This window comes from Streptomyces djakartensis (genome assembly GCF_014651075.1).
Classification (GTDB): domain Bacteria; phylum Actinomycetota; class Actinomycetes; order Streptomycetales; family Streptomycetaceae; genus Streptomyces; species Streptomyces djakartensis.
This window is the reverse complement of the sequence record NZ_BMWE01000003.1, coordinates 271,196-289,325: the sequence shown is the minus strand read 5'-3', so window position 1 is coordinate 289,325 and position 18,130 is coordinate 271,196. Positions and strand designations below refer to the sequence as shown.

The following is an 18,130-nucleotide window of genomic DNA, read 5'->3' as shown; positions in this document are numbered from 1 at the left end:
GCATGACAGAACAAGGTGCGGCGCCGGGGCGCCGACCCGGAATGCGGGCACCACAGGTCAGCGGTGCCGGTACCGCTCCTCCACGGCCACGGCCGCCGCCGCCACGGCCCCGAGGACGGGGGCCGCCAACGGCGCGGCGAACCAGGCGGACAGGGCCACCACGGCCAGACCCGCGACGACGAGGAAGGAACCGGCCGGGTCGAGGATCGTCCGGCGCCAGGCCTGGGCGAGCAGCGTCCGCCAGCGGGCGTCCGGCTCCCAGACCGCCGCCGCGCGCAGCCCGGCCACGACGAGCCCGATGAGCGCGCCGACTCCGGCGGCCCCGACGAGCGGCCCGCCCGGAATCCCCGCCCGGGCCGCCTGGACGTCCACCCAGACCGCGGCCACCGCCGCCCACCCGGCCACCCCGGCGAGCCACCCGCCGCGCAGGGCGGTACAGAAGTCCGCGGCGAACTCCCGCCAGCCGCCGTCCTCGTGCGCGGTACGGCGCCGCAGGTGCCGCGCCCCGGCGGCGAAGGCCGCCGGGTACGTGACGCCCCCCAGCGAGGCCACCGCGATCCACACGCCGGTCAGCAGGCACTCGGCGAACACGGAGAACCTCTCGGCGAGCATCGACTCACCACGTGCCTTCACCCGAGTCCCGGCCATGCTCACCTCAGCCCTTCAGGCCCGACGTGGCCATGCCGTCGATCAGGTACCGCTGGAAGGCCAGGAAGAAGGCGAGGACCGGCAGCAGCGCGACCAGCGACATGGCGATCATGCCGCCGTAGTCGGCCACGGCCTCCTGGTCCACGAACATCTTCAGGCCGAGCGAGACCGTGTACTTGTCCGGCTCGTTGAGGTAGATCAGCGGTCCCATGAAGTCGTTCCAGGCGTTGATGAACGTGAAGATGGCGCTGGTGATGAGGGCCGGGCGGCACAGCGGCAGCACGATCGACCAGTAGATGCGCAGGTGCCCGCAGCCGTCGAGCCGGGCCGCCTCGTCGAGCTCCTTGGGCAGATTGCGCATGAACTGCATCATCAGGAAGACGAAGAACGCCTCCGTGGCCAGGTACTTCCCCAGCAGCAGCGGGGTGTAGGTGTTGATCATCTCCATGTTGCGGAACAGCACGTACTGCGGGATCAGCAGCACGTGGTACGGCAGCAGGAGGGTGCCGATCATCAGGGTGAACAGCAGGTTCCGGCCCGCGAACCTGATCCGCGCGAAGGCGTACGCCGTCAGCGAGCAGGACAGCAGGATGCCGGCCACGGAACCCACGGACAGCGTGAGCGAGTTGAGGAAGAACGTGGAGATGGAGATGTCCGCGATGCCCTCGCCGAGCCGCGTGTAGTTGGAGGTGATCGGGTCGCCCGGGAAGAGGTCCAGGCTGCCGACGATGTCCTCGCTCTTCTTGAAGGACCCGCCGATGACCCAGACGACCGGGTAGAGGATCACCGCGAGGATCAGCAGGGATCCCAGGTGCCAGGCCAGGGAGCCGGGCAGCTTGTGCCGCAGTCCGCCCGCGCGCGGGGTGACGTCGGTGGCGTGCGCGCTCATCGGGCGCCCTCCTCGTAGTGCACCCAGCGCTTCTGGGACCAGAACAGCACCGCCGTCACCAGGGCGACCGCGACGAGCAGCATCCAGGCCATCGCGGAGGCCAGTCCCATCCGGCTGTTCTCGAAGCCCTGGACGTAGAGGTAGCAGGTGTACACCATGGAGCCGTCCGCGGGGCCGCAGGCGTTGCCGCCGGCGCCGCCGCCGACGATGTACGCGGAGCTGAAGATCTGGAAGGAGTGGATCGTCTCCAGCAGGACGTTGAAGAAGAGCACCGGGGAGATCATCGGCAGCGTGATGTTCCAGAACCGACGCAGCTTGCCCGCCCCGTCGACCTCGGCTGCCTCGTACAGCTCGCGCGGGACCTGCTTGAGGCCGGCCAGGAAGATGACCATGGGGGCGCCGAACTGCCAGACGGTGAGCGCCACCAGGCTGTAGATGATCATGTCCGGGTCGCCGGTCCAGCCGCCGGCGTCCACGCCGAGGATCTTCTGCGTACGGTCGACGATCGCGTCGTCCGAGAAGATCGCCTTCCAGACGATCGCGACGGACACGCTCGCACCGATCAGCGACGGCGCGTAGAACGCGGCCCGGTAGAAGGCCTGGCCGCGCCGGCTCTGGGCGAGCAGCAGCGCGACGCCGAGGGCCGCGAGCAGCTTCAGCGGTGTACCGACGACGACGTACCAGAGCGTGACCTGCACCGAGTGGCGCCAGCGCGGGTCGCCGAACATCTCGGAGAAGTTGTCGAGGCCGATCCACCTGGGCGCGTCGAACAGGTTGTAGTCGGTGAACGCGAAGTACAGCGAGGCGACCATCGGGCCCGCGGTGAGCAGCAGGAACCCGGCGATCCACGGGGACATGAAGAGGTAGCCGGCCAGGTTCTCCCGGCGCCGCCGCCGCTTGAGGGCGGCGGGGCGCGCGGACTTCACCGGACCGTGCCGCGGCTCGGAGTCCTTCGTCAGGCCCTCCATCGCAGGGGCGTGTGTCACGGTGGTTCCCATCAGGTGCCGAGAGCCGTCTTCGACTCGGTGAAGAACTGCTTGACGGCCTCGTCCACCGAGCGCTTGCCCAGGGCCAGCTCCTCGGCGATGCGCAGGAACGCGGACTCACAGATGTCCGCGCCGTTCGGGTGCGGCGTGATGGGCTCCAGAACACCGGCCTGGACGAGAGACTCCTCGTAGGCGGCGATCGCCTTGTTCACCTCGTCGGTCGGCTTGTACGCGTCGTACTGGGCCTGGGTCGCGGGCACTCCTCGGTCGTAGCCCATGATCTTGGCGACCTCGGGGTCGTGCACCATGAAGTCGATGAACTGGGCGACCTCCTTGGGGTGCTGGGTGCGCTTGGAGGCGCTCAGCATCAGCGAGCCGAGGTACTGGCCGGTCTTCTTGCCGTCCGTGGTCGGGATGGGCGCGAGGCCGTACTCGCTCTTGCCCTCGGCCGTGTAGCGCACGGTGAAGTTGTCCCAGGTGAACTCACCACCGGCGAGCTCGGCGGCGACCGCCGACTTGGGCTTGATCTGGGCGACCTTCTTGGGGTCGGCGTAGACGCCGTCCTTCACGCCCTTCTCGGCCTTGGTCCACCAGTCCGTCAGGTCCGCCTCGGTGAAGCCGAGTCCGTCCTCGGTGAAGAAGGCCTTGCCGTTCTGACGCAGGTACAGGTCGTAGAGGTACATGACCCCGTACATGCCGCTGTCGCCGGCGCGGCCCGTCCTGTCCCGGATCTTCTTCATCGCGGCGTCGAATTCGTCCCAGGTCCAGCCCTGCTCCGGCTTCACTCCGGCCCGCGTGTAGACGGGCTTGTCGATGACCAGGGACATGGAGTTCGAACCGACCGGAACACCGAGGAGCTTGCCGTCGATCTCGCCGAACTTCTCGAGGCCCGCGCGGAATCCGTCCATCCGGAGGTTGCCGGCCTCGACCTGCTCGCCGAGATCGAGCAGCACGTTCTTCGCGTCGTATTTGCGCAGGAAGCCGATGGCATTCTGGAAGACGTCCGGCGGATTCCCGCCGGAAGCCTGGGTGTTGAACTTCTTCCAGAAGTCGAGATAAGGCTGGAAGTCCGTTTTCACCTTGATCTTCGGGTACTTCTTCTCGAAGAGGGCGATGGTCTTGTTGATGCGCTGGGCGCGGTCCTCGGCCCCCCACCACGCGTAACGGATCGTCACCGTTCCGTCCGTGGAGGCCCCTCCGTCCCCACCGCAGCCCGTGGTCGCGGCCAGCCCCAGCGTGGCCGCCGTGGCACCGGCCGCCTTCAGGATCGTACGTCTCTCAACATTCCTGGCGTTCACCACAGTTGGGCCTCCCCGCACGTCGTCCCGCTCGCATGAATCGTTTCAAGTAAGCGCTTGCTGGCACAAGGTACGGAGGGGCTGAGGGTGCGTCAATGATTCGGACAAGAATTTCTCGGGGACGGGCTGCGAGGCAGGGAGGGGGCAGCACCCGCCCCGCACGGCACCGACACGGCGATGTCACTGGTGAGAGGGGTGCGGCTCGAGGGAGGAACGAGACGCGGCAGATCACGGACATTCCGGCCGCGACCGAAAAACGACGCCGGGATGGAGAGCCGGGCGGTGCGGACGATGTCCGGTTTCCGGCGGCCGGCGAGGGCCTGCGCGAGGTTCGAGGCTCCGTGGACGACGACGTCGGCCCGCCTGCACGCAGTGTGCAGACGGGCCGACGATCCGGGTGGGCGATACTGGGTTCGAACCAGTGACCTCTTCGGTGTGAACGAAGCGCTCTCCCACTGAGCTAATCGCCCGGGCGCAGGAAGAACATTACCCCATGTCAGAGGGTGCCTGTGACCACAGGGCCGGCACCGGCACCCTCACCGGGGCTCACTGGTTCTCGATCTTCCACGGCATGACGATGCCGAACTTCCACACGTAGATACCGACCAGTACGGCCACGATGACCAGCCCGATCGAGGTCAGGATGATGTTCCGGCGCCGCACCCTGGGGTCGAGGGCGCGGTGGGCCGCCTCCGTGACCTTGCGCTTGGTCCAGCGGAGCACCAGCTGGGCCCACACGAACTCGGTGGCCCAGATCGCCATACCGCCGAAGATCACGACCCAGCCCGGGCCGGGCAGCGGCAGCATGATGATGCCCGTCACGACCACCGCGAGCCCGATGACGAAGACGCCGACCTGCCAGCTCACATGCAGTGCGCGACGCGCCTTGATGAATTCCGGCGCACGCGAACCGAGCCCCCGGTCCTGTTCGCTCCGCGTCTCGTCGGTCCCCGTCTCGTCGGACGCCACGGCCACCTCGCCCGGCTCGTTACTCCCCGTATTCATACGGGCAAACACTACCCGAGCGAAACCAGTCACCGGAATGGACGCACGACGCGAACGATCTCTCGGCCAGAAGAGTTACGTAAAGGCACGCAAAACACTCAGAGGGGTTTACAACGGCACCGTAGGTGGCATGTCGATTTCGCCGACGTGCGAATCCCCGAGCGCACACTGAGCGAAAGGCCCTGGCGCTTATGAACACCACGGTCAGCTGCGAGCTGCACCTGCGCCTCGTTGTGTCGAGCGAGTCCTCCCTGCCTGTCCCCGCAGGCCTGCGGTACGACACGGCCGACCCCTACGCCGTGCACGCCACCTTCCACACCGGAGCCGAGGAGACCGTCGAGTGGGTGTTCGCCCGCGACCTCCTCGCCGAGGGACTTCATCGCCCTACGGGCACCGGCGACGTCCGCGTCTGGCCGTCGCGCAGCCACGGTCAGGGCGTCGTGTGCATCGCCCTGAGCTCTCCGGAGGGCGAGGCCCTGCTCGAGGCCCCGGCGCGGGCCCTGGAGTCCTTCCTGAAGCGCACAGACGCCGCCGTGCCGCCCGGCACGGAGCACCGGCATTTCGATCTCGACCAGGAGCTCTCGCACATCCTGGCGGAGAGCTAGGGCGAGGCCCCTCACCAAGCCGCCCGGCGCCGTCGACTCGGGGAGACGGCTCGGGCCCGGACAACCGCATACGGGATACACCGGCGCCGGCACCGCGCATCTCGCGGGGCGGCGCCGGTTCGCGTGCGCACGCGGCCTCGCGGGGCCGGCCGGGCGGGAACCATGTCCGGCCCGGCGGCGTTGTAATCGAAGCCATGTGCGGGCATGGGGACGGTCCGGCGCTGGTGGAGCCGTTACCATCGGCCAGCATCGGCGGGCGCCTGCCCGACCCTCAGGCCAGGGAGCGAATCGTGCTGATCACCCACGACACCCGGTGCGCCCTCGACACCGTGGTCGATCTGGTGAACACCGCACCGGAGGACGAACCGGCCTCCGACGGTCTGCCTGACGTGGCGGCCCTCGGGGACTTCGTACGAAACCACGAGATCAGCGACGTCGGCACGCTCTCGGAGTTCGATCTCTCCGCGGTGCGGAAGATCCGCGGGCGTTTCGCCTCCGTCTTCGCCGCCCCCGACGCCCGGACCGCCGCCGGCCTGATCAACGAGCTGGTAGCGGCCGCCGGCACCACTCCCCGGCTCACGGACCACGACGGCTACGACTGGCATGTGCACTATTTCGCGCCCGGCGCGTCCGTCGCCGACCACCTGGCGGCCGACTGCGGGATGGCGCTGGCGTTCTTCGTCGTCGCCGGGGAGCAGGAGCGGCTGCGGCGGTGCGAGGCGCCCGACTGCCGGCGTGCCTTCGTCGATCTGTCCCGCAACCGCTCGCGGCGGTACTGCGACAGCCGTACCTGCGGGAACCGCCTGCATGTGGCCGCGTACCGGGCACGCCGCAAGGAAGCCGCCGGCTGACGCCCGGTCCGCCGCGCGGGGCCGGCCCGACCGCGCACAGGGACATGATGCCGACGCGGTCCCGGCGGGTGGCGCCGGGCAACGCGGGTACGGCTCACAGCAGCAGCAGGTCGTGCAACGAGGCCATGAGCAGCAGACTCCCGATCACCGCAAGGAAGATCATCAGCGGTGGCTGGGAAAGGGCGAAGAGGCAGCCACGTGCCTCTTCCTGTGGCGGCGCGGGGTCGCTCTGTGTCGTGTCCAGCATCTCGCGGCGATGATGACGCAGCCGGGCGGCCGAACGCGATCAGTGCCCCGGTTCGGAGCGGGAGTGCGCCGATTCGGCGAGGTCCGGTCCAGGTTGTGATCACTTCCGCGCGCCCTCGGACGCACTGTGACGATTCGGCCGCCGTGGGTCCCGTCAGATGCCGTGCTTCTTGAGGATGGCCTCGATGTCGCTGAAGTCGTCGTCCCCCTTGGGGGCCGCCGCGGGCCGAGAAGCCGGGCGGGAGCCCTGCCGCAGGGAGGGTGCCGAGGCCGCCGGGTCCACCGCGTCCGGCTGGGCCGCGGCGCGGGCGGCCGCTCTGCGTTCCGCGCGGGTGCCGCCGCGGCGGCGCTCCACGACACGGGTGGTCATGAACAGCACCCACGCGAGGCCGAGCACCCCGAATCCGGCCCACGCCGTGGGGCTGAACGCGGTGTCGGCCAGCCACTCGACGACTCCGGTCATCACCAGACCGATCGGCACGAGCGAGTACGCGGCGATGCGGACCGCCGCGAGGAAACGCTTGCGGTACGCCGTGACGGCGGCGATGCCCAGGCCTGCCGCGGACACGGCGGAGCAGACTGTCTCGGCGATCATCCGGTCCTCCAGCGTGGCGCGGTCGAGCAGGGGCTTCGTCCCTTCCATCCTGCACCCGCCGCCCCCGGCGGGCCACGCCCCGGCCGGGACATCAGGGACAACTCCGGGTCGTCTCCTCCGCGGGTGCCGCTCGCCCCTGCCTCGTGAGGTCCGGTTGGGGCGGGTGCCGCGAGGGCTGGAAGACTGTCGGCATGAGCGACTCAGCCCCCGCCCGCCCCGCCGCCCCCGTACTCGAGGTCTGGTGCGATCTCCAGTGCCCGGACTGCCGCACCGCGCTGGACGACCTCCACGCCCTGCGCGCCCGCTACGGCGACCGTCTGGAGCTGCGGCTGCGGCACTTCCCCCTGGAGAAGAACAAGCACGCCTTCGCCGCCGCCCAGGCCGCGGAGGAAGCGTGGGAACAAGGCCGGGGGTGGCCCTATGTCGAGGCACTGCTCGGGCGGGTCGAGGAGCTGGGCCGTAAGGGCGAACCCTTCCTGGTCGAGCTGGCCCGCGAACTGGATCTGGACGCCGAGGAGTTCGACACGGCGCTGATCGACGGCCGGCACATCCTGTTCGTGGACGCCGACCAGGCCGAGGGCAAGGCGATCGGCGTCACGGGCACCCCGACCTACGTCATCGGGGGTGAGCGGCTCGACGGGGGCAAGAGCCAGGAGGGTCTGCGCGAGCGGATCGAGGAGATCGCGGACCGGCTGCTGGCGGAGCAGGAGCGGCAGGGCTGACACCCGCCGGCCCTGGAGCTACAGCAGCGGCTTGTACATGGCGTACTGCTCCGTCTCGTAGCCGAGGGACGCGTAGAGGCGTTCCGCCGGTTCGTTGCCCGCGAAGACGTTGAGGCCGATGACCCGTCTGCCCTCGACGATCGCCTGGGCCTCCGCCAGCAGCATGAGGGTGCGTCCGTGTCCCCTGCCCCGGTGGGCGGCGTGGGTCTCGACGTCGAAAACGTAGGCGTTGTCCTCGCGCAGCGCGAGCCACAGCGTGCCCACCGGTGTGCTCCGGTGTTCCACGACGCTGATGAGATGCCCGGGGGTGGCGAGACCCTCGGGCAGCACAGTGGCGTGGTCGCGCTCCGACTTGGCCCGGGCCTCGGCCTCCGGAACACCCCGCTCGATCCAGCTCCGCGCGTAGCCCTCCTTGCCCTTCTCCAGCCAGGGGCCGAACTCCGCCTCGGTCATGGGCCGGCCACGGCTGCCCTCCGGCAGGTCCGGCGGGGTGTCGCCGAGCGGCTTGGCCATGGCGCGGTTGCGCACGACATAACCGAGCGCCGTGGCGAGCCGGAACGCCGGCTCGGAACCGGCCGGCACCGCCACCTCGATACGGCGGCACCCCCAGCCCCGCGCCACCTCCTCCGCCGCGAGCGCGGCCACCGTGCCCCGGCCGCGCCCGCGGTCCGGTTCCTCGATGCGCAGGCTCATGATCCGGGCCACGGCACCGCCGAACACGGGATGTGTGCCGAGGTGTATCGCCCCTACGGGTCGGCTGTTCACGCACACCTGGTAGCGGCGCGAGCGCGTCCCGTCGGCGTTCTGCTGCAGCGGCTCGGTCGGCCGCAGGGTCGTGGTCATCAGGGCTGTTCTACCCGCGAGCCGCGCCCCTGTTCAGCCGAATATCCCGACGACGGTCAGGGGTCGAGGTCGTTCCCGGACCGCTCCTCGAAGATCCGCATGGCCTTGGCCGTCGCCGGGCCCGGCGCGCCCGGCAGCTCACGGCCGTCGACCCGGTGCACGGCCTGGACGTCCCGCAGCGTCGAGGTGAGGAACACCTCGTCGGCCCGCTCCAGTACGTCCAGCGGCAGGTCGGTCTCCGTGGCGCCGGTCCACTCGATCGCCAGCTCGCGCGTGATGCCCGCCAGGCAGCCCGAGGCCAGCGGCGGCGTGTGGATCTCGCCGTCGAGGACGACAAAGACGTTGGACCCGGTGCCCTCGCAGAGCTGTCCGACGGTGTTCGCGAAGAGGGCCTCGGAGGCGCCCCGTTCACGGGCCCGGGCGAGGGCGACGACGTTCTCGGCGTACGAGGTGGTCTTCAGGCCGGTGAGCGCGCCGCGCTCGTTGCGGGTCCAGGGGACCGTGATCACGGCGGTGGAGTCGGGGCGGCGGGTGGTCTCGCCGACGGCGACGACCAGCGTGGGGCCGTGTTCGCCCCGGTCGGAGCCGAGCGGGCCGTGGCCGCCGGTGTAGGTGATGCGGAGGCGGCCGAGCGGCACGGGGTTGGCTTCGAGGACGGCGGCGCAGGCGCGGCGCACCTCGTCCTGGTCCGGGTCCGGCAGGCCCAGGCCGCGCGCCGACCTGGTGAGCCGGTCGAGGTGCCGGGTGAGTGCGAAGGCGTGGCCGTGCACGGCCTTCAGCGTCTCGAACACACCGTCGCCCACGGTCAGTCCGTGGTCGAAGACGGAGACGCGGGCGGACTCGATGTCCTGCAGCCCGCCGTCGAGCCAGATCTTCACGTCAGGTCCTCTCCACTCGCCTCGTACCCTCCCGACGCTATCGCGAGCAGCCGGGCCGCCTTCAGTTCGGTCTCCCGCCACTCCCCCTCGGGGTCCGAGCCCCAGGTGATGCCGGCGCCGGTGCCGAAGCGCAGCAGGCCGTCGGCGCGGTCTATCCAGAAGGTCCGGATGCCGACGGCCAGCTCACCGGCCCGCCGGTCCGCGTCGACCCAGCCGATCCCCCCGCAGTAGGGTCCCCTGGGCGCGGTCTCCAGGGTGTCGATGATCCGCAGGGCACTCGACTTGGGCGCGCCGGTGACGGAGCCGGGCGGGAAGGCGGCGCCGAGCAGCTCGGCCCAGCCGGCCCCGTCCGCCAGCTCGCCGCGGACCGTCGAGACGAGATGCACCAGCCCTGGATGCTTCTCGACGGCACACAAATCGGGCACCGTCACACTGCCGGTCGCGCAGACCCGTCCGATGTCGTTGCGGACCAGGTCCACGATCATCACGTTCTCGGCGTAGTCCTTCTCCAGCAGGTCCGCCTCGGTGCGGCCGGTGCCCTTGATCGGCCCGGACTCGACGACCCGCCCGGCGCGCCGCAGGAACAGTTCGGGGGACGCCGTGGCGATCTCCACACCGTGCGCGGGCAGGCGGATCGTTCCCGCGTAGGGGGCCGGGTTGCCGCGGGCCAGCAGCGCGGTGAGGGCGTCCACGTCGGCTCCGGGCGGGACGGGCGCGGACAGGACCCGGCACAGGTTCGCCTGATAGACCTCGCCGGCCGCGATGTGCTCGCGGATCCGCCGTACCGCCGCCGTGTACGCGGCGCGGTCGAGCGAGGACGTCCAGTCACGCGCCGCCGGGCCCCGCCATGCGCCGGGTACGGGAGCGGGCACCGGAGCCCTGCGCACCTCCCGGAAGCGGGCGCAGGTCAGACGGCCCTCGAAGTCGGCGCAGACGGCCCAGAAGCCACTGGATTCCAGGGCCTCGGGATCATCGGTGACGTCGAGGAGCCCGGTTGCGACACGGTCGCCGAAGCGGGCGAGGGGAGGGTGGTCGAGCACGCAGTCGAGTCTATGGCGGTGTCCTCGGGATGACCGGGGCATGTCCCCTCAGGGGGCTCCGCGACGTCCCTGAGCAGGGGAGGCGCAGCACGCTGCACAAACGCGTTTTTGTACTGGCTCCGGAATCCGCTAGAGTTCAACACGTCGCCGGGCCGCGAGAGCGGACCGAAACGACAGGCGGACGTAGCTCAGTTGGTAGAGCGCAACCTTGCCAAGGTTGAGGTCGCGAGTTCGAACCTCGTCGTCCGCTCGAAGGAACAGGGGGCTTCCCGGCCCCCTACACTCCTGGTGGAGTGGCCGAGAGGCGAGGCAACGGCCTGCAAAGCCGTCTACACGGGTTCAAATCCCGTCTCCACCTCCAAGGACGATTAGCTCAGCGGGAGAGCGCTTCCCTGACACGGAAGAGGTCACTGGTTCAATCCCAGTATCGTCCACTGGATCTGATCGAAGATCCGAACCCGCGCGATTAGCTCAGCGGGAGAGCGCTTCCCTGACACGGAAGAGGTCACTGGTTCAATCCCAGTATCGCGCACGCAGTGCCCATGATCCGCTCCATTGGGTGGCCATGGTCCCGAGGACGATTAGCTCAGCGGGAGAGCGCTTCCCTGACACGGAAGAGGTCACTGGTTCAATCCCAGTATCGTCCACAACACCGGAGCCCCCGGTGGCCGAACGATTCGGCCACCGGGGGCTTCGTCGCGGCCGACTCGTCCCGTTACGACGAGAACAGCATGTGCCCGAAGCTCTTGTGGCGGTGGTGACCGTGGTGACCGTGGCCGCCGTGCGGAGCGCCCCAGGCGGGGGCGGGATGGGCCGGGTAGGCCTGCGGGGCAGGCGGAGGCGGCGGGGCGCCTTGTGACCACTGGGCCTCCAGGCGGGTCAGCGACTCCAGCTCGCCGTAATCGAGAAAGATCCCCCGGCAGCCGCTGCACTGCTCGATCTGGACGCCGTTGCGGTTGTACGTGTGCATCGGCGCATGGCACTTCGGACACTGCATGGTCGTTCACTCCTCGCCGGTTCGGTCCCGCTTCGTGTGTCACCGGGACAGACTTCGTCCCGCTGTGGTCGGTTGCAGCCTACTTCGCGTACTCCCGCGTCAACTGTGCGGCGGGACGGCAGCCATTCGGTCACAGGCGTCCACGACCGACCGCTCCACCTCGTCCAGGGGCCGGCCGGCCGCTGCCGCCTTCACCACGGCCCGGGCCGCGGTCTGCACGGTGAGCGCGCGGGCGGGGACGTCCAGGACGGGCCAGGGGTCGCCGTCGGCGGGGACGGCCGGGCCCCCGGCCTCCCGGTAGGCGGCGAGGAAGCGGCCCCAATCGTCGGGCGGGAGCAGTCCGCACGCGTACCAGGCGGCGGGGCGGGCGAGGTCCCAGGCCGGGACGCCGACACCGAGATCGTCAACGTCGATCAGCAGCCAGGGCCCTTCGGGGGCGGGGTGGCGTACGAGCTGGCCCAGGTGCAGGTCGCCGTGGCACATCGTCGTGGTGTCCGGCATCGGGGCCCCCGCCCGGGCCCAGGCGGGGAGCGTGCCCCAGGCCCGGCGGACGGGGGCGGCGGCCGGGTGCGGGCCCGCCTCCCGGAGACGGGCGACGGCACGGGCCGCCTTGGCGGGGCCCCGCATGGCGGGCAGTGCGCGCGGGGCCGGGGTGCGGTGCAGCCGGGCGAGAAGCGCGGCGGCGGCCTCCCAGGGGGCGGCGTCAGGGGCCTCCGGGTCGACGGGCGCTCCGTACGGCCAGAACGTCACGAGGCGACCGTGCAGGTCGACCGGGGTCGGGACGAGTGGGGCCAGCAGGATGCCGGGGTGACTCGCGGCGACGGTGAGGCGGCTGGTGAGTTCGGTGGAATCGGTGTCCGGGGGGTGGGCCTTCGCGACGGTGTCCGCGTGGCGGACGACGGTGCCGTCGGGGCGGTCCGCCAGGGTGGCCGCTCCGCAGGGGCAGGCCGGGGAGCGGGCGTGGGCGGTGGCTCTGGCCCGGGCGGTGAGGTCTTGCAGGAGCAGGGTGGCGGTCACGGGGCGAGGGTACGCGCAGGTGGAAGCAGGACTGTGGGAACTGTCCGCTTCAGGTGCCCGGCGTGGCTGCTGAGGCCGGGCAGGTCCGCAGCCCGGCGTTGCGGGGTGCCGCTGGGCCCACCCTCCCCCCATCGCCCATAGCGGCACGACTGCCCGCAGCTAGGACGGCCGGCGCCCGGTTCCAGGTACCCGGCGTGGGTGCTGGGGGGGCGGGGCGTTGCGCAACTCGGCGCGACGAGGTGCCGCTGCGCCCACCCGTGCCGCCCCAGCGGCACGACTGCCCGCAGCTAGGCGGATCGGCGGCCCGCCCCCGCGCACCCGCAGCCGCGTACGTACGGAAGGGGACGTGTCAGGGGGTGTCCGCCCGCAGCGGTTGGCGCGTCAACGGGGAGTCACTCGGTATCCGACTCCGTCGCGCCGTTCCGAGGACGGACACCCCCCGGCGCGGCCCCGACCCACCACGAAGCCGACCGCGCGCGCCACCGCCAGAGGCAAAAGCAATGCCGGCGCAGCTCCCCAGCTGCGCCGGCATCTGTGCCGTCCGCCGCACCCCCGTCCCCACGGGGTTTCATGGGTGGATGTCCCCGCCCGGACCGCTCTTCCGGGCCTGGGGTCGCCGCTCAGCGCCCCAGCATCTCGCCCACGGACGACGCCTGTGTGGCCACTGTCTCCCACCCGTCGAAGACGACCAGGAGCAGGACCGCCAGGGGAAGGGCCATCAGCGTCGCCACCACGGGGTGGCGACGGCCCTGGCGGCGGGGGCGGAACGCGGCGGCGTACGCCTTGCGTCCCTCCTCGCGGATCAACGTCCGCGGTGCCGTGTGGGCCATGGTCCCTCTCCTGACCGTTCTCAGTTGTCGTTGGCAGCGGCGGGTGTGTGACCTCGGGGGACGAGTGCTGCACCCGCCGCTTGACCTCAAATCTAGGCTCCCGGCCCTCCCCGGGGCGTCATGCCCTCGTACCGATTGCCGGGCCTCCCCGAGGATGAGCCGTCCTCCGCGACGTACTCCCCTGGTTGGAGACGCGCCCCCCGGTCTCAGGGTCTTCCCCGAGGGGACTCAAGGCTCACCCGCCCTGTTCGCCCCCCCCGGGGCCCCATCGCGTGACTTCGCTCACTCCTGCGTGCGCGCCGCGTCACCGGCCTTCACGGCCGTCTTCACGCGACCCCCCGTGACGGGTCCAATCGCCCTACCCCGTCAGCCGGTTGGGATACCCGTCCGTGTGACACCTCCGGTCCGCGGGTCCCCTGACCGCCCTTCAAGTTTCCGGCCCCACACTGACATCCGTCGCCCCGAGAGGGCGCGGCCTCTGCGCAAGGGCGGCTGTGGAAACGTAAGCTGTGGCTCGTCACAGGACCGGGCAGCGGGGATGAACATGGCGATGATGCGCCTGAGGCGCGAGGACCCGCGCGTCGTCGGCTCGTTCAGGCTTCACAGACGGCTCGGCGCGGGTGGGATGGGCGTGGTCTACCTGGGCTCCGACAAGAAGGGCCAGCGGGTCGCGCTCAAGGTCATCCGGCCCGATCTCGCGGAGGATCAGGAGTTCCGCTCGCGGTTCGCCCGCGAGGTCTCGGCTGCCCGGCGGATCCGCGGTGGCTGTACGGCACGTCTCGTGGCCGCCGACCTCGACGCGGACCGCCCCTGGTTCGCCACGCAGTACGTACCCGGCCCCTCCCTGCACGACAAGGTCGCCGCCGAGGGACCGCTCTGCGCGGCCGACGTCGCGGCCGTCGGGGCCGCACTGTCGGAGGGCCTGGTCGCCGTGCACGAGGCCGGGGTCGTGCACCGGGACCTCAAGCCGTCCAACATCCTGCTGTCCCCGAAGGGGCCGCGGATCATCGACTTCGGTATCGCCTGGGCCACTGGCGCCTCGACGCTCACCCATGTCGGCACGGCGGTCGGCTCACCCGGCTTCCTCGCGCCCGAACAGGTGCGTGGGGCGGCCGTGACCCCGGCCACCGACGTGTTCTCGCTCGGTGCCACGCTCGCGTACTGCTCGATGGGCGACTCTCCCTTCGGACACGGAAGTTCCGAGGTGATGCTGTACCGCGTCGTGCACGAGGAACCGCAGCTTCAGGGTGTGCCCGACGCGTTGGCCCCGCTCGTCCGGGCCTGCCTGGCCAAGGACCCCGAGGAGCGGCCCAGCACGCTCCAACTGTCCCTCCGGCTGAAGGAGATCGCCGCTCGTGAGGCGCAGGACCTCACCGGCGTCAGGCCGCCCGGGCCGCGCGTCGCCGACACCGAGCGGCATACCGAGACCTACGCCGAGCGCCCGCGCCGTCCGCAGACACAGCAGGGTGCGGGGCCGTCCGGCGCGCAGCGGGGCCGTGGCACTCCCCCGCCGCGGGCGGCCTCTGCCACGGGGGACGGCGTTGCCCGGCGGGCGAACGGTACGCAGGGCGGCGGCAAACCCGCGGGGCGCGGCTCCCGCGGTGGCGCGCCGTCACGATCCGGGTCGCGGCCGACGCCCACCGGGCGCGACGGGACGCGTTCGGGCAGCGGCAGCCGCCCCGCTCCGCACAGCGGTGCCGGGCGTCCGGCGTCCAGGAACACGGGGACCCGGCTGCGGCCCGCCAATCCGCGGCTGCTCCGGCAGCGGCTCTTCGTGTTCGTCGTGGTCACCTTGGTGGTGGCGCTGGGCATCGCCCTGATCCAGGGCTGCCAGGGCCCGGCGCGGGGGCTCGGCGACGGAGACGGTGTGCAAGAGCGGCAGGTGCACCGCTCGCAGCCGCTGGACGACGCGGCTGCGAAGCCGCGGCACCCGAGCCGGGGCTGAGCCGGCCCGTCCGGCAGCCGGAGCCGGAGCCGGGGCCGACCTCACGCCTCCGGCAGGATCCGCTCGAAGAACTCGCGATCGCCGTCGAACACCGGGTCGAGGGCCAGGAACTCCTCCGGCGTGACCCAGCGGGTCTCGGCAACCTCCCCCGGGTCGGGGACCACCTCCCCCGTGTCCGCGCGGGCGGTCCACCAGTGGAGGCGGAACCGGTGGTCGTCGGTCTCCGACTCCCAGACCTTCCCCAGCGGCACCACGGTGAGGCCGACCTCCTCGCGGACCTCCCGGACGACCGCCTGCTCCTGGGTCTCGCCCGGTTCGACCTTGCCGCTGAGCGGCTGCCAGTAGCCGGGGCGGGCGACGGCCGGACCGCGCCGGACAGCGAGGACGCGGTCCCCGCGCCGCAGGACAGCCACGATGGCCTCGCGCTGCTCCACGTACCGGCCCTAGCTCTGAGGGCGGCCGGTGGCCACGGCGTAGAAGGCCACCGCGGCGGCCGCGCCCACGTTGAGGGAGTCGACGCCGTGGGACATGGGGATGCGGACCCACTCGTCGGCTGCGACCAGGGCCTGGGTGGACAGGCCGTCGCCTTCGGCACCGAGCATGAGGGCCACCCGGTCCATGGTGTGCGGGGCGGCCTCGTCGAGGGGGCGGGCCTTCTCGTCGGGGGTGAGGGCGAGGAGCGTGAAGCCCGCCTCGCGGACCGACTCCAGGCCCTTGGGCCAGGTGTCCAGACGGGCGTACGGCACGGAGAAGACCGCGCCCATGGAGACCTTCACGCTGCGGCGGTAGAGGGGGTCGGCGCAGTCCGGTGAGAGCAGGACGGCGTCCATGCCGAGGGCCGCGGCCGAGCGGAAGATCGCCCCGATGTTGGTGTGGTCGTTGACCGACTCCATGATCACGACGCGGCGGTTGGTGCGGAGGAGGTCGGCCGCCGTGGGCAGTGGCTTGCGCTGCATGGAGGCGAGCGCGCCGCGGTGCACGTGGTAGCCGGTGACCCGCTCGGCGAGCTCAGGACTGACGGCGTAGACCGGGGCGGGGAGTTCGTCGATGACGTCGCGCATGACGTCGACCCACTTGGCCGAGAGCAGCATGGACCGCATCTCGTAGCCGGCTTCCTTGGCCCTTCTGATGACCTTCTCGCCCTCGGCGATGAAGAGGCCCTCGGCGGGTTCGCGCTTGCGGCGCAGTTCCACGTCGGTCAGGCCCGTGTAGTCGTGCAGGCGCGGGTCGTCGGGATCCTCGACGGTGATGAGATCGGCCACAGGGTGATACTGCCTTGTCCTGGGTGCGGTGCCAACGGCTCGGGACGGGTTGGTTACCCCGGGTTACTCGCTTGTCGCCGCAGTCGTGGGGCCGACCTTCACGACCTCACCGATGACGATGACCGCCGGGGGCTTCACGTCCTCGGCCCGGACGGTCTCGGCGACGGTCGCCAGCGTCGCGTCGACGCGGCGCTGGGCGGCCGTCGTGCCCTCCTGGACCAGAGCGACGGGGGTGTCGGCCGGCTTCCCGTGCGCGACGAGCGTCTCGGCGATCTTTCCGATCTTGTCGACGCCCATGAGGATCACCAGCGTGCCGGTCAGCCTGGCCAGAGACGGCCAGTCGACCAGGGAGCGCTCGTCGTCGGGTGCGACATGGCCGCTGACCACGGTGAACTCGTGGGCGACCCCGCGGTGGGTGACCGGGATGCCGGCCGCGCTCGGAACCGAGATCGAGCTGGAGATCCCGGGTACGACCGTGCAGGGGATGCCGACCTCGGCGAGGGCCTGCAACTCCTCCATGCCACGGCCGAAGACGTACGGGTCGCCGCCCTTCAGACGGACGACCGACTTGCCCTGCTTCGCGTGCTCGATGAGCGCGTTGTTGATGGCCTCCTGGGCCATGTAGCGACCGTAGGGGATCTTCGCCGCGTCGATCACCTCCACGTGGGGCGGGAGTTCGGCGAGAAGGTCGCGCGGGCCGAGGCGGTCCGCGATGACGACGTCCGCCTCCGCGAGCAGACGGCGCCCGCGCACGGTGATCAGGTCCGGGTCGCCGGGGCCGCCACCGACCAGGGCGACGCCGGGCGTCCGGGTGCGGTGGTGCGGGGCGACGAGCGTGCCGTCGCGCAGGCCCTCGACCACGGCGTCCCGGATGGCGGCGGTGTGCCGGGGGTCGCGGCCGCGCGCGTCCGTGGTGAGCACGGCGATGGTGACGCCCTCGCTGTGGCCGGTGGCCGGGGTCCAGGCCGTCGCCTCGTCGGCGTCGTCGGAGCGGACGCACCAGACGCGGTGGCGTTCCGCTTCGGCGGAGGCGAGGGTGTTGGCCTGGGTGTCCCCGGTGGCGATCAGGGCGTACCAGGCGCCGGTGAGGTCGCCTTCCTCGTAGCGGCGCCGGTGCCAGGTGATCTCGCCGGCGTCGGCCATGGCCTCGACGGACGGGGTCACCTCGGGAGAGACGAGATGGACGTCGGCGCCGGCCGCGATGAGGGCGGGGAGGCGGCGCTGGGCGACCTGACCGCCGCCGAGGACGACCACGCGGCGGCCGGTGAGGCGGAGGCCTACGGGGTAGGCGGGGTGTTCGGCCATGACGGTGTGGCTCCTGTTGTGGCGGTTCTCGGGGCCCTGACGTGCGGATTTTAGGCTGCGGGTGGGGTCGGGCGCACAGGTGTCCGGTGGCTGGGCATCGTTACGGAGTGCGGGCCCCGCAGGACCCGCAGACCTACGGGACCTACGGGACCAACGGGACCCACGGGG

General features: G+C 71.3%; 20 protein-coding genes and 6 tRNA genes. 9 read left to right on the top strand and 17 right to left on the bottom strand.

Annotated features, from left to right (window positions below; genetic code table 11):
• Positions 1-57 precede the first annotated feature (57 nt).
• The 6 genes from IE212_RS07205 to IE212_RS07180 all read right to left on the bottom strand — a co-directional run bounded on the left by IE212_RS07205 (position 58) and on the right by IE212_RS07180 (position 4,826).
• Positions 58-648 carry a hypothetical protein gene (locus tag IE212_RS07205; protein WP_190196858.1) on the bottom strand — a complete coding sequence of 197 codons (591 nt, stop codon included), beginning with the start codon at positions 646-648 and terminating at the stop codon, positions 58-60.
• Positions 649-655: 7 nt separating this feature from the next.
• Positions 656-1,537, bottom strand: coding sequence for a carbohydrate ABC transporter permease (locus tag IE212_RS07200; RefSeq protein ID WP_190196857.1), 882 nt, complete (start codon positions 1,535-1,537; stop codon positions 656-658).
• Positions 1,534-2,535, bottom strand: a complete 1,002-nt coding sequence (locus IE212_RS07195) for a carbohydrate ABC transporter permease (RefSeq protein ID WP_190196856.1) — start codon at positions 2,533-2,535, stop codon at positions 1,534-1,536. Before IE212_RS07195 ends, IE212_RS07200 begins: the two co-directional genes overlap by 4 nt.
• On the bottom strand, positions 2,535-3,824 hold the full coding sequence (locus IE212_RS07190; protein WP_190196855.1) for an ABC transporter substrate-binding protein: 1,290 nt from the start codon (positions 3,822-3,824) through the stop codon (positions 2,535-2,537). Before IE212_RS07190 ends, IE212_RS07195 begins: the two co-directional genes overlap by 1 nt.
• Positions 3,825-4,219: 395 nt before the next feature.
• Positions 4,220-4,291, bottom strand: a tRNA-Val gene (locus IE212_RS07185).
• A gap of 76 nt (positions 4,292-4,367) precedes the next feature.
• Positions 4,368-4,826, bottom strand: a complete 459-nt coding sequence (locus IE212_RS07180; protein WP_190196854.1) for a TIGR02611 family protein — start codon at positions 4,824-4,826, stop codon at positions 4,368-4,370.
• A 191-nt stretch (positions 4,827-5,017) separates the two neighbouring features.
• Here IE212_RS07180 and IE212_RS07175 point away from each other — a divergent pair, with 191 nt between their 5' ends.
• Both IE212_RS07175 and IE212_RS07170 read left to right on the top strand, forming a co-directional pair.
• Positions 5,018-5,431 carry an SsgA family sporulation/cell division regulator gene (locus IE212_RS07175; protein ID WP_004002642.1) on the top strand — a complete coding sequence of 138 codons (414 nt, stop codon included), beginning with the start codon at positions 5,018-5,020 and terminating at the stop codon, positions 5,429-5,431.
• Positions 5,432-5,721: 290 nt separating this feature from the next.
• Positions 5,722-6,282 carry a CGNR zinc finger domain-containing protein gene (locus IE212_RS07170; protein WP_190196853.1) on the top strand — a complete coding sequence of 187 codons (561 nt, stop codon included), beginning with the start codon at positions 5,722-5,724 and terminating at the stop codon, positions 6,280-6,282.
• Between the two features lie 94 nt (positions 6,283-6,376).
• Here the strand turns inward: IE212_RS07170 and IE212_RS07165 are convergent, their stop codons facing one another.
• Both IE212_RS07165 and IE212_RS07160 read right to left on the bottom strand, forming a co-directional pair.
• Positions 6,377-6,529: a hypothetical protein gene (locus IE212_RS07165; RefSeq protein WP_190196852.1), complete on the bottom strand. Its 153-nt coding sequence runs from the start codon at positions 6,527-6,529 to the stop codon at positions 6,377-6,379.
• 153 nt (positions 6,530-6,682) lie between these two features.
• Positions 6,683-7,123 (bottom strand): hypothetical protein, encoded by a 441-nt coding sequence (locus IE212_RS07160; protein ID WP_190197000.1) that lies wholly within the window; start codon positions 7,121-7,123, stop codon positions 6,683-6,685.
• Positions 7,124-7,314: 191 nt separating this feature from the next.
• Here IE212_RS07160 and IE212_RS07155 point away from each other — a divergent pair, with 191 nt between their 5' ends.
• Complete coding sequence (locus IE212_RS07155; RefSeq protein ID WP_190196851.1) at positions 7,315-7,845, top strand: DsbA family protein; 531 nt, start codon at positions 7,315-7,317, stop codon at positions 7,843-7,845.
• Positions 7,846-7,863: 18 nt separating this feature from the next.
• Here IE212_RS07155 and IE212_RS07150 read toward each other — a convergent pair whose 3' ends face one another.
• The 3 genes from IE212_RS07150 to IE212_RS07140 are packed head-to-tail and all read right to left on the bottom strand — an operon-like array spanning position 7,864 to position 10,606.
• A complete protein-coding gene (locus IE212_RS07150; protein WP_190196850.1) occupies positions 7,864-8,688 on the bottom strand; it encodes a GNAT family N-acetyltransferase in 825 nt (274 codons plus the stop codon).
• Positions 8,689-8,744: 56 nt separating this feature from the next.
• Complete coding sequence (locus tag IE212_RS07145) at positions 8,745-9,566, bottom strand: aminotransferase class IV (RefSeq protein WP_190196849.1); 822 nt, start codon at positions 9,564-9,566, stop codon at positions 8,745-8,747.
• Positions 9,563-10,606, bottom strand: coding sequence for a chorismate-binding protein (locus IE212_RS07140; RefSeq protein WP_190196848.1), 1,044 nt, complete (start codon positions 10,604-10,606; stop codon positions 9,563-9,565). Before IE212_RS07140 ends, IE212_RS07145 begins: the two co-directional genes overlap by 4 nt.
• Before the next feature lie 177 nt (positions 10,607-10,783).
• Between IE212_RS07140 and IE212_RS07135 the strand changes: the two genes are divergently transcribed.
• The 5 genes from IE212_RS07135 (at position 10,784) to IE212_RS07115 (ending at position 11,253) form a co-directional block, all read left to right on the top strand.
• Positions 10,784-10,856 (top strand) — tRNA-Gly (locus IE212_RS07135).
• A gap of 37 nt (positions 10,857-10,893) precedes the next feature.
• Positions 10,894-10,967 (top strand) — tRNA-Cys (locus IE212_RS07130).
• Position 10,968: 1 nt separating this feature from the next.
• Positions 10,969-11,040 (top strand) — tRNA-Val (locus IE212_RS07125).
• A 26-nt stretch (positions 11,041-11,066) separates the two neighbouring features.
• A tRNA-Val gene (locus tag IE212_RS07120) sits at positions 11,067-11,138 on the top strand.
• A gap of 43 nt (positions 11,139-11,181) precedes the next feature.
• A tRNA-Val gene (locus tag IE212_RS07115) sits at positions 11,182-11,253 on the top strand.
• Positions 11,254-11,321: 68 nt separating this feature from the next.
• On the opposite strand, the gene IE212_RS07110 is transcribed toward IE212_RS07115, so the two are convergent.
• From IE212_RS07110 to IE212_RS07100, 3 genes are all read right to left on the bottom strand, one after another.
• The gene (locus IE212_RS07110) at positions 11,322-11,603 is read right to left on the bottom strand and encodes a TFIIB-type zinc ribbon-containing protein (RefSeq protein ID WP_190196847.1); all 282 of its coding nucleotides are present in this window, start codon (positions 11,601-11,603) and stop codon (positions 11,322-11,324) included.
• Between the two features lie 99 nt (positions 11,604-11,702).
• Positions 11,703-12,620 carry a phosphotransferase family protein gene (locus tag IE212_RS07105; protein WP_229864110.1) on the bottom strand — a complete coding sequence of 306 codons (918 nt, stop codon included), beginning with the start codon at positions 12,618-12,620 and terminating at the stop codon, positions 11,703-11,705.
• Positions 12,621-13,240: 620 nt separating this feature from the next.
• On the bottom strand, positions 13,241-13,450 hold the full coding sequence (locus tag IE212_RS07100; RefSeq protein WP_190196845.1) for a hypothetical protein: 210 nt from the start codon (positions 13,448-13,450) through the stop codon (positions 13,241-13,243).
• Between the two features lie 538 nt (positions 13,451-13,988).
• Between IE212_RS07100 and IE212_RS07095 the strand changes: the two genes are divergently transcribed.
• Positions 13,989-15,395, top strand: coding sequence for a serine/threonine-protein kinase (locus IE212_RS07095; RefSeq protein WP_190196844.1), 1,407 nt, complete (start codon positions 13,989-13,991; stop codon positions 15,393-15,395).
• A gap of 41 nt (positions 15,396-15,436) precedes the next feature.
• On the opposite strand, the gene IE212_RS07090 is transcribed toward IE212_RS07095, so the two are convergent.
• The 3 genes from IE212_RS07090 to cobA form a co-directional block, all read right to left on the bottom strand.
• A complete protein-coding gene (locus IE212_RS07090; RefSeq protein WP_190196843.1) occupies positions 15,437-15,829 on the bottom strand; it encodes an NUDIX domain-containing protein in 393 nt (130 codons plus the stop codon).
• A 9-nt stretch (positions 15,830-15,838) separates the two neighbouring features.
• Positions 15,839-16,657 carry a TrmH family RNA methyltransferase gene (locus IE212_RS07085; RefSeq protein WP_190196842.1) on the bottom strand — a complete coding sequence of 273 codons (819 nt, stop codon included), beginning with the start codon at positions 16,655-16,657 and terminating at the stop codon, positions 15,839-15,841.
• Between the two features lie 63 nt (positions 16,658-16,720).
• Positions 16,721-17,962, bottom strand: a complete 1,242-nt coding sequence (gene cobA / locus IE212_RS07080; RefSeq protein ID WP_190196841.1) for a uroporphyrinogen-III C-methyltransferase — start codon at positions 17,960-17,962, stop codon at positions 16,721-16,723.
• Positions 17,963-18,130 lie beyond the last annotated feature (168 nt).